General features: G+C 67.4%; 14 protein-coding genes. 11 read left to right on the forward strand and 3 right to left on the reverse strand.

Going from position 1 to position 9,659, the window contains the following annotated elements; translation table 11 throughout:
- Window positions 1–94: 94 nt before the first annotated feature.
- From JHC79_RS13745 to JHC79_RS13760, 4 genes are all read left to right on the forward strand, one after another.
- Window positions 95–265: a CsbD family protein gene (locus tag JHC79_RS13745; RefSeq protein WP_188489563.1), complete on the forward strand. Its 171-nt coding sequence runs from the start codon at window positions 95–97 to the stop codon at window positions 263–265.
- A 291-nt stretch (window positions 266–556) separates the two neighbouring features.
- Window positions 557–1,258 carry an aquaporin gene (locus JHC79_RS13750; protein WP_296391681.1) on the forward strand — a complete coding sequence of 234 codons (702 nt, stop codon included), beginning with the start codon at window positions 557–559 and terminating at the stop codon, window positions 1,256–1,258.
- A gap of 31 nt (window positions 1,259–1,289) precedes the next feature.
- Window positions 1,290–1,538, forward strand: coding sequence for a DUF1049 domain-containing protein (locus JHC79_RS13755; protein ID WP_296391683.1), 249 nt, complete (start codon window positions 1,290–1,292; stop codon window positions 1,536–1,538).
- A 45-nt stretch (window positions 1,539–1,583) separates the two neighbouring features.
- Window positions 1,584–2,384 carry a hypothetical protein gene (locus JHC79_RS13760; RefSeq protein ID WP_296391685.1) on the forward strand — a complete coding sequence of 267 codons (801 nt, stop codon included), beginning with the start codon at window positions 1,584–1,586 and terminating at the stop codon, window positions 2,382–2,384.
- On the opposite strand, the gene JHC79_RS13765 is transcribed toward JHC79_RS13760, so the two are convergent.
- Window positions 2,375–2,665 carry a hypothetical protein gene (locus JHC79_RS13765; protein ID WP_296391688.1) on the reverse strand — a complete coding sequence of 97 codons (291 nt, stop codon included), beginning with the start codon at window positions 2,663–2,665 and terminating at the stop codon, window positions 2,375–2,377. The genes JHC79_RS13760 and JHC79_RS13765 overlap by 10 nt on opposite strands.
- A gap of 42 nt (window positions 2,666–2,707) precedes the next feature.
- Window positions 2,708–3,010: a GlsB/YeaQ/YmgE family stress response membrane protein gene (locus JHC79_RS13770; RefSeq protein ID WP_253662796.1), complete on the reverse strand. Its 303-nt coding sequence runs from the start codon at window positions 3,008–3,010 to the stop codon at window positions 2,708–2,710.
- Between the two features lie 227 nt (window positions 3,011–3,237).
- Between JHC79_RS13770 and JHC79_RS13775 the strand changes: the two genes are divergently transcribed.
- Window positions 3,238–4,251: a putative zinc-binding metallopeptidase gene (locus JHC79_RS13775; RefSeq protein ID WP_296391690.1), complete on the forward strand. Its 1,014-nt coding sequence runs from the start codon at window positions 3,238–3,240 to the stop codon at window positions 4,249–4,251.
- A gap of 40 nt (window positions 4,252–4,291) precedes the next feature.
- Complete coding sequence (locus JHC79_RS13780; protein WP_296391691.1) at window positions 4,292–5,002, forward strand: GAF and ANTAR domain-containing protein; 711 nt, start codon at window positions 4,292–4,294, stop codon at window positions 5,000–5,002.
- A 27-nt stretch (window positions 5,003–5,029) separates the two neighbouring features.
- Here JHC79_RS13780 and JHC79_RS13785 read toward each other — a convergent pair whose 3' ends face one another.
- A complete protein-coding gene (locus tag JHC79_RS13785; protein WP_296391711.1) occupies window positions 5,030–5,494 on the reverse strand; it encodes a helix-turn-helix domain-containing protein in 465 nt (154 codons plus the stop codon).
- 94 nt (window positions 5,495–5,588) lie between these two features.
- Between JHC79_RS13785 and JHC79_RS13790 the strand changes: the two genes are divergently transcribed.
- The 5 genes from JHC79_RS13790 (at window position 5,589) to JHC79_RS13810 (ending at window position 9,658) form a co-directional block, all read left to right on the forward strand.
- A complete protein-coding gene (locus JHC79_RS13790) occupies window positions 5,589–6,290 on the forward strand; it encodes an SDR family oxidoreductase (RefSeq protein WP_296391693.1) in 702 nt (233 codons plus the stop codon).
- 26 nt (window positions 6,291–6,316) lie between these two features.
- Window positions 6,317–6,742, forward strand: coding sequence for a tautomerase family protein (locus JHC79_RS13795; protein ID WP_296391696.1), 426 nt, complete (start codon window positions 6,317–6,319; stop codon window positions 6,740–6,742).
- A 62-nt stretch (window positions 6,743–6,804) separates the two neighbouring features.
- Window positions 6,805–7,512 carry a YoaK family protein gene (locus JHC79_RS13800; protein ID WP_296391698.1) on the forward strand — a complete coding sequence of 236 codons (708 nt, stop codon included), beginning with the start codon at window positions 6,805–6,807 and terminating at the stop codon, window positions 7,510–7,512.
- A gap of 50 nt (window positions 7,513–7,562) precedes the next feature.
- Entirely contained in the window at window positions 7,563–8,360 is a 798-nt protein-coding gene (locus tag JHC79_RS13805; protein WP_296391700.1) for an alpha/beta hydrolase, read from the forward strand.
- A complete protein-coding gene (locus JHC79_RS13810) occupies window positions 8,357–9,658 on the forward strand; it encodes a carboxylesterase family protein (RefSeq protein WP_296391702.1) in 1,302 nt (433 codons plus the stop codon). Before JHC79_RS13805 ends, JHC79_RS13810 begins: the two co-directional genes overlap by 4 nt.
- Window position 9,659: the final 1 nt, after the last annotated feature.

Below are 9,659 nucleotides of genomic sequence, written 5' to 3' on the forward strand. Positions count from 1 at the left end.
TGTGTGATGCACCTCACGTCACCTCGAGCGTGCACATCCGGTGCGTCCGCCCGACTACCTCCACGAACACACGACCGCACACAAGGAGAAACACATGAGCTTCGTCGACAAGGCCAAGAACGCTGCAGAAGACGCGATCGGCAAGGCCAAGGAGGTCGTCGGTGACGTGACCGACAACAAGGACCTCGAGGCCGAGGGCAAGGGCGACCAGGGCAAGGCCGGCGTCAAGAAGGTCGGCGAGAACATCAAGGACACCTTCAAGTAACACCTGCGTGAGCCGGTTGGGCGCACTTCGCGCCCAACCGGATCCGTTTTCCTCCGCGACGGTGAGTACGCCCGTCCCGTAGTCGTCGTTCGCGACGCCCATCACATCCGCACGACCACAGCCGACGCATCCGCGCCCGGCCGATCTGTCGTGCGCCGAACACATTGGAGTGGACATCATGAGTGGACAACGCAGTCTCGCCAGCCGTCTCTATGCAGGTCTGGGTCGCGTGACCTGGGGCGTGCTCAAGCGCAAGCTCGACGAGCGGCGACAGGGACGCGAGCGCTCCCGATGAGCGAGGCATCCCTGACCCGCGCCGGCATCGCCGAGGGCGTGGGCACGGCTGTGCTCGTCATCGGAGGCGTGGGAACAGCCGTGCTGGCCGGCGACACCGTGGGCACCGTGGGGATCGCGCTCGCGTTCGGGCTGACGCTCCTCGCGCTCGTCTTCGCCATCGGACCGATCTCGGGCTGCCACGTCAACCCGGCAGTCACCCTCGGAGTGTTGGTGTCGGGTCGCATCGAGGTTCGGCGGGCTCTCGCCTACGTGGCGGCCCAGGTCCTGGGCGCGATCATCGGTGCCGCACTCGTCCTGGTCATCGCCTCGGGACGTCCCGGCTACTCCGTCGACGCCGACGGGTTGGGCACCAACGGTTTCGGGTCGGCGTCGAAGGGTGGCTACGGACTGGTCCCGGTCGCGATCATCGAGATGGTGGCCACCGCCATCCTGGTCTTCGTCGTGCTCGCGGTGACCGCACGTTCGGCGCCGTCGTCCACCGCGGTCGGTGTCCCCATCGGACTCACCCTGACCGTGCTGCACCTGATCGCGATCGGTATCGACTCCACGTCGGTCAACCCGGCGCGCTCGATCGGCCCGGCGCTGTTCGCCGGCGATCTCGCGCTGTCCCAACTGTGGGCCTTCATCGTCTTCCCCCTCCTCGGCGCGCTCGTCGCGGCAGGTCTCCACCGAGTCGTGTTCGACGAATCTCGTTGAGCGACATCACCCATCACCGACAGGAATCACCATGAACACCTCCACCCCGGCCCGCCGTTCCGGATCCGTCCTCTCGAAGATCACCCTGGTGATCGGCCTGGTGCTGATCGTCGCCCTGGTTGTCTTCGTGCTCCAGAACACCGATCACACCCGCATCGAGTTCATCAGCTTCGACTTCGATCTCGGGGTCGGCGTCGCGCTGCTCGGGGCCGCTGTGGTCGGCGCTGTGATCGCTCTCATCGTCAGCGCGACCATCCGTGTCCGCCGAGCGGTGAAGTGATCGCCCGGAGTTCGTCGGCGCAGCCTCGTCACGGTCGGCGCTGACATGGCGAAGCCACTCGGTGACGCCGAACTCGTCGACATCCTGTACCGGGCAACAGGTCTCATCGGGCCGGTACTCGATGCCCTGGAACACGACGACCCGTTCACCGGCAACGAACGTCTGCGCTCGGACGACGACGGCGACGACTCCGTCGGAACCGACGCTGATCCGTCGTTCTCCGACAGGGCGATCGCGGCGGCTGCCGACTCGTTGTCGTGGGTGACCAACAAGGCGTCGGCGCCCGGATCCGAGAAATGGCAGGGACTCTCCGTCGACGAACGGTCGGACTGGTGGGTCTCGCGTGTCGGCGCCCTGACGTCGGTGCTCGTCGCGTATCCGGGGGTGTTCGGCGCCGCCTCGGATCGTCTGCCGATCCAGGACGTCCTCGGGTTCACCCAGCAGGCTTTCGTGCTGTGCGCGATCGCGCGGGTGCACGACGTGACCGACAGGTCGCGCCAGACCGACCTGCTCGCATCCGTGCTGTGCGGACGAACGGTCGACACCGCCGCGATTCGTACGGAGGCGTCGGAGAAGGCCGCCGCGGAGCCGGCGGACTCACCGGCTCGGTCGCCACGATCGTGGTCGGCGCGGGACGTGGTGGCACGGGTGTGGACCACCGCGAAACTGCTGCGTGCTGTGGTCGGTGAGGCCAAACGGCGTCCGGCGCCGGGACGGCTGTCGAAGATGCTCAGTGCGGTTCCGGTCGTGGGGGCCGCCGCCGATTACGTGGGGGAGCGTTCGGCGCTCAAGCGTGCGGCCAAGGCGGCCACAGCATGGCTCTCGAAAGGGCCCGTTCAGGTCTGAGGGGGACGGGGGACGTCGGTCTCCCACCGCGCGCGACGTTCGTCGTCGGTCTGCTCCCACCACGGCGTTCCACGCTCACCGAGCGCGACCTTCGCGGCCTGCACCCCGGCACGTGATTCGGGTGCGCCCTGGGTGCGACGCACGTCGCGACGCCAGGCCATCAGGATCGACCGGAGCTCGGCGTTGCGGTCGTCGGGGATGAGTGGATCGGTCGCACGCCAACGACGGCCGCCCACGATGATGTGGCGGCCGTCGTCGGTGCGCTCGGGTTCACCCGGCACGCGTCACCTCGCGACGCGTGGGGCGATACCGGTGATCGTCGATCAGCGCTTCACGAGCTTGACGATGTAGAGCAGGATGACCGACCCGATGAGGGCGGTGAGGAACGTGAAGAACCATCCGCCGCTCGCCGTGTCGAACGCAAAGCTGAGCAGGAATCCGCCCAGGAACGCGCCGATCACGCCGACGATGACGTTGAGGACGATTCCCATCTGCTTGTCGGTACCCATGAACTTGCTGGCCAACCAGCCGGCGAGGCCGCCGATGATGATGTAGCCGATGATCCCCACCGACGTCGTCGTGGTGGAACGCTCGGCCAGGATCTCCACTGCGGTAGCGGTATTGATGATGTTCTCCTCCGGTTCGTGTGATGCGGTACGCCCCTCAACCTACGGGGCGCGATGTCCGCGTGAGCACGGATTTGCTCTCCGGACTCGCCGCGGGCAAGGATTGTGGGCGGGTGTCGGGTCGAGTAGGTGCCGAGGTGCCTTTGTGATCGGCCCGCGCTGTGCGCGGGTGGACGCAGCCCGAGTTGCCGACGGAGCGATGCCGTCACCGTCAAGGAGCCTGGTAAATGCGTGATTTCGTCTGCCGCACATGTGGTCAACAGCTTTCCTTCGAGAACACACTGTGTCTCAAGTGTTCGAGTCATCTCGGGTTCCACCTCCCGACGAGGACGATCTATTCGTTCGACGCCTCGGAGGAGCCCGAAATCGAGGGCACCACACTGATTCGGTGTGCGAACAACAAGGTTGCGGCCTGCAACTGGATGGTGGCCAAGGGTCCCGGCAACGACGCACTGTGTGAATCGTGCCGCCTGACCCGGACCCGGCCCGGTGACGACGACGCCGACGCGTTGGAGAAGTTCGCCGAGGCCGAGGCGGCCAAGCGTCGGGTGATCCTCGAACTCACCGAACTCGAACTGCCGATCGTGGGCCGCGTCGAGGATCCGGACAACGGGCTGGGCTTCGACCTGCTCTCCAGCGAGCAGCAAAACGTCATCACCGGCCACGCCAACGGTCTGATCACGCTCGACCTCGCCGAGGGCGACGACGTGCACCGTGAGCAGTTGCGCGTGTCGATGGACGAGCCGTACCGCACCCTGATCGGCCACTTCCGCCACGAGATCGGCCACTACTTCCAGACGGTGTTGGTGGGGGCGGGCGACCACCGGCCGCGCTTCGAGGAACTCTTCGGCAATCCTGACGACGACTACCAGGCCGCCCTCGACCGGCACTACAACGACGGCCCGCCGTCCGACTGGCACTCCGACTACGTCTCCTCGTACGCCACGATGCACCCCGCGGAGGACTGGGCCGAGACCTTCGCCCACTACCTCCACATCCGCGACACCCTCGACACGGCCGCGGCGTTCGCGATGGCCCCCGCCGGTGCGACGCTGGACAGCGCGCTGCCCGGTGAGGTGGGATTCGAGCGGATAATCGAGTTGTGGTTGCCACTGTCGTGGTCGCTGAACCAGATCAACCGGTCGATGGGCCACCAGGATCTGTACCCGTTTGTGCTGCCCGCGCGGGTGTTGGAGAAGATGGCCTTCGTCCACTCGTTGGTGGAACCCACAAAGGTGTGATCGCGGGCGTGCCGTGATGTGAGATGGAAGGTGTTGGCCCATGAGCGACGTAGCTCCCGACCAGAACGTTCACCGTGCGATCGCCGAGTTGGCTCGGCGCCTGCACACGGCCAAGGATCGGTCGCTCGACGACGTCCTGAATGACGTGGTCGATGGGGCGGTGCAGAACGTGCCCGGCGTCGAGTCCGCGAGCATCTCGGTGACATCCGGCCGCGCGGAGCTCAAGACCGAGGTCGCCACCGACGAGCTGGCCGTCCGCCACAACGAGATCCAGGTCAAACACGGCGAGGGTCCGTGCCTCGCGGCTGCGTGGGACGAACCCATCGTCCGGGTCGACGACCTCGACACCGAGACGCGGTGGCCCGCCTACGTCGCCGAGGCCCGCGACGCCATCCCGTATCGAGCCATCCTGTCGTTCCGGCTGTACACCGCGGCGGAGACCCTGGGGTCGCTGACCATGTACTCACGTGCTCCCGGCAACTTCGGCGAGGACGTGGAGGAGATCGGCGCGATCTTCGCCGCCCATGCCGCGAACGCGTGGATCGCCAGCGAGCGCAACATCCAGTTCAACAGTGCGTTGGCCAGCCGCGACATCATCGGACAGGCCAAGGGCATGATCATGGAGCGTTTCAGCATCGACGCCGTGCAGGCCTTCGAGCTGCTGCGCCGGTTGTCGCAGGACAGCAACGTCAAACTGGTCGAACTGGCCACGCAACTCGTCGAGACCGATCACCCAACCGCAACGGACTGACTGCTCGGGGCACAGCAGCATAGATGCCTAACGGGCAGCCCGGATCGCGATGTCGTCGGAGTCGACTTCTCGCGCATGATCGGCCGTCACGCACACGCGGATCTCGTCCCCGCTGTCGCGGGCGACGAACCGCAGCGGTGGCCTGCCGTCCTGCAGATGGGTGTCACCCCACTGCACCAGGGCGAGCAGCACCGGCAACAGGTCCTCGCCCGCCGCGGTGAGGCGGTACTCGTCGCGCGTGCGTGCACCCGCCTCGCGGTAGGGCGTCCGCGCGATGACGTCTGCCGACTCCAACTGCCGCAGGGCGCGGGAGACCGCGGGTGCCGAGACCCCGATCCGTTCGACGAAATCCTCGAATCGTGTCGTGCCGTAGAAACATTCGCGGACCACGAGGAAGACGGTCTTGGTACCGAGCAGGTCGAGGACCATGGCCGCCGAACACGCATCGGCGCGCCACCGACCGCGGTCGGCCAGACGCGTCTCGAACTCCATGGGCATGACCACACTATAACTAACGCTTGCGTTAGCCAGGCGGCGATGCCTAGACTTCTGACTAACGATAACATTAGTCAGAGGGAGTTGAGTCATGACATCGATCGAGGGCGCAGTGGTTCTGGTGACCGGGGGTCGGCGCGGCCTGGGTGCCGCGGTGGTCGACGAGGTGCTCGCGCGTGGGGCGCGGGCGGTCTACTCCACGGCGCGCACGGCGTTCGACGACCCGCGGCCGGCGGTCACGACCGCGGTGCTCGAGGTGCGTTCGCAGGAGTCGGTCGACGCGCTGGCGGGGATCGCCGGTGACGTGGACATCGTCATCAACAACGCGGGTGTGTTGCTCCCGGCGCCCCTGCTGACCGGCGACCTCGCCGATGTCCAGGACACGTTCGACGTCAACGCCTTCGGGCCGTTACGGGTCGTCCGGTCGTTCGCCCCGATACTGGCCGCGAACGGCGGCGGTGCCGTCGTGAACGTCCACTCGGTGCTGTCGTGGCTCGGTGGCAGCGGCGCCTACGGCGCATCGAAGGCGGCGATCTGGTCGATCACCAACTCGCTGCGCGCCGAACTCGCGGAGCAGAACACCCACGTCCTCGGTGTGCACGCCGGCTTCATCGACACCGAGATGGTCTCCGACATCGGGCTGCCGAAGACCTCGCCCGCGGTGATCGCGGCTCGCATCCTCGACGGGCTCGAGGCTGGGCAGGTCGAGGTGCTGGCCGACGACACCACCGTCGCGGTCAAGGCGATGCTCGCCGGCCCGGTCGAGAACCTCACGTTCACCTCCGCGCACTGACCCGTCACCCGACCAGGAGAAAACCGATGCCACTCTGGACAATCCACCATTCACCGGGAGTCTTCACCGACGACGACAAGGCCTCGCTCGCCGGCGAGATCACCGACCGGTACGAGAAGGTCGGACTGCCGAGGTTCTACGTGGTCGTGATCTTCCGCGAGGTGACCGCCGCCGACTTCTTCGTCGGCGGGGTCTCGGCGCCGCTCAGCGCGCGGGTCGAGATCGCCCACATCGCCAGGCATCTGCCCGACTCGGCGAGTCGGCGCCGAACCGCCAGGTGGGTCGGAGATGTGTTGGCCCCGTATCTCGAACGCCACGACGGGTTGCACTGGGAGTTCCACATCGACGAGACCAGCGAGGAACTCTGGATGATCAACGGACTGGTGCCGCCACCGGCTCGCTCCGATGCGGAGAAGGAGTGGGCGAGAACGAATGAGGCAGCGGCCTACTGAGACCTAGATCAATTGATCTCTGCCATGCCGACCGGCGGTCGGTCGCATAAAATCCGACAATAATGATCACAAAAGAAGATGCGACCGGTTCCGAAGCCCGCCTGTCCTGGTTGCTCGCCGCGGTTGCGGGCATGATCGGGGCGGCAGCGTTCCTCGATTCCCAGGGCTACTTCGTCACTTTCATGACCGGTAACACCGAACGTGCTGTGCTGCAGGGATTCGACACAACCCGATCCCGTGGCGTGATCGGCCCGTCCGCGCTTAACGCCGCAATCCTGATCGTGGCCTTCGTCTCGGGGGTGGCCATCGCGATGTACATGCGTCGTCGCTTCTGGAAGAACCATCCGCACGGCGCCACCGTGCTCACCACCATCGGACTGTTCGCCGCGGGCATGACCGACCTCGTCCTCAACGGGTTCGACGGCAACGACGTGACCTACGTCCCCATCGTCATCGTCGCGTTCTCCGTCGGGGCGCTCAACGCCGCATTCGTCAAGAACGGCGAGGTGTCCATCCCGTTGAGCTACGTCACCGGCACCCTGGTCAAACTCGGGCAGGGCATCGAACGGCATGCCCGCGGTGGCGGCACGATGTACGACTGGCTCGGCTACACCCTGCTGTACGCGGGTTTCATCGCCGGCGCCGCGTTCGGCGGAATCGTCGGCACGATCATCGACGACGGCTACGTCCTCTTCGGCGCCGGCGCGTTGTGCGCCGCGGCCACCGCGATCACCTTCTTCCACACCGATCGGAAGACGATTCTCGGCTGACCCTCGCCGGCGTGGGAGCAAGGGTCGGGCTCGTCGCTACAGTTCCGAGCATGGGATTGCGATATGACGTGGCGGGTGCGGGTCCGACGTTGATGTTGGTGCACGGGGTCGTGCACCGGCGCCAGGCCTGGGACCCGGTTCTCGATCTGCTCACCCCGTACCGCCGCGTGGTCACCGTCGACCTCCCCGGGCACGGTGAGTCCGACGATCTCGACGTCTTCGGTGCGCAGCGCCTGCTGCAGTTCACCGATCGTCTCGCCGAGCTGGTGGGTGAGTTCGAGGCGTCCGACGGACCCGTGCACGTCGCGGGCAACTCACTGGGTGGCTACCTCGCGATGTGTCTCGCCGCGCGCGGCGAGGTGGCCTCGGCGACCGCGTTGTCGCCGGCCGGCTTCTGGAACGGACCCGCCGCGCAGGCGCGCAGCCTGACCAAGTTCGCCATCCTGCGGACCGCCGCCGCCGGACTCGGGAAACGTGCGCCGGCCGCGTTCCGCAGCCGGTTCGTCCGTTATCCGTCGCTGGCGCCGTTCTTCGCCCACCCCAGCCGGGTGTCGTACGAGGCCGCGATCGTCGACCTGAACTCGCTGCTGACCAACACCACCCTGGCCGGCGGCGTCGACGGAACGTTCCCGCTGCCCGCGCTGACGTCACCGATCGTGCCGGTGACGGTCGCCTGGGGCACGCGCGACCTCATCCTGCCGTACCGCAATCGCCACAACGTGCTCGACCACTTCCCGCATGCGCGACTGATCTCGGTACCCGGTGTCGGCCACGTGCCCATGGGCGACAACCCGGAGTTGATCGCGTCGATCCTGTTGTCCGGCAGCGAACTCCCCGCATCGGTATGACCGAGCGCGCGATTCACGAGACGACCATCACCACCCCGGCCGGGCCGATCACCGTGTCCGTCGACGACGGCGTGGTCCGTGCACGGGGGATCCCGTACGCCACGGCCGACCGTTTCGGCCTCCCGCGCCCGGTGCCGTCGTGGACCGGGCCGCGTCCTGCGGTGGACCGTGGCCCGGCGGCGCCGCAGGACCCGTCGCGGCTCGACACCGTGGCCGGAGCGGTCGGGGCGGACCTCGGCCAGTCGGAGGACTGCCAGGTGGTGTCGGTGACCGCCATGGCCGACGCCCACGATCACCCGGTGCTCGTGTGGTTTCACGGCGGCGCGTACGTGTCCGGTGCCGGTGAGGCCCCGCAGTACGACGCCGACGATCTCGCGCGGGAGGGGATCGTGGTCGTTCGCGTCACCTATCGGCTCGGCGTCCTGGGGTACCTCACGCCGCCCGGCCACGACCACGACAACCTCGGGTTGCATGACCAGATCGCTGCGCTGCGGTGGGTGCGGGCGTCCATCGGGGCGTTCGGCGGCGATCCCGACCGGGTCACGATCGCCGGTCATTCCGCAGGCGGAGACGCCGTGGTGTCGATGATGCTGGCGGCCGACGCGGATGGTCTGTATCAGCGCGCCATCGTGCAGAGTGCGCCGCTGGGGTTGCGGGTCGGCCGGACCGAGATGGTCGAGGCGCTGCGCGCCCGGCTGGGCGGGTTGCTGGGTGACCCGTCGACCGCATCCACCGACGAGATCCTCACCGCGCAGCGCGAACTCGCCGTCGTGGCGTCGTCATACAAGTCCGTCGGTGCGCTGCCGTTCGGGACGCGGATGGGGATCGCGCCGTTGCCTGCGGAGCAGACGGCCGCCGCCCGCCTCGCCGAGGTCGCGCAGCGATGCGAGTTGTTCATCGGTCACACCAGCGAAGACGCGTCTCCCTACGTCCTGCTCGACCCCCGCGCCGAACGTCTGACCCGCGCCGGATTCCTCGGTCGGGCTGTGTATCGCCTTGTCGTTCGACGGGTGACACACGCGGTGTTCGGCCGGTCGGCGCAGGGTCTCGCCGCGCAATGGACCGACGCGGGCGGTGCCGCGGCGCAGTACGTGTTCGGGTGGGCGCCGCGGACCGGTCTGCTCGGGGCGTGCCACTCCATCGAGTTGCCGTTCCTGTTCAGCGGCTCGTGGTCGGACGCGATGATGCTCGGCGGTCAGGAGCCCGATCCTCGGGTCGCGGCCCGCGTCCGACGCTCCTGGGCCGCGTTCGTTCGCGACGGTGTCGCCGGACTGGGCAGTCGGTCGCTGACCTTCTGAC

Origin of the sequence: Williamsia sp. (assembly GCF_016462415.1) — a bacterium.
Taxonomy (GTDB): domain Bacteria; phylum Actinomycetota; class Actinomycetes; order Mycobacteriales; family Mycobacteriaceae; genus Williamsia_A.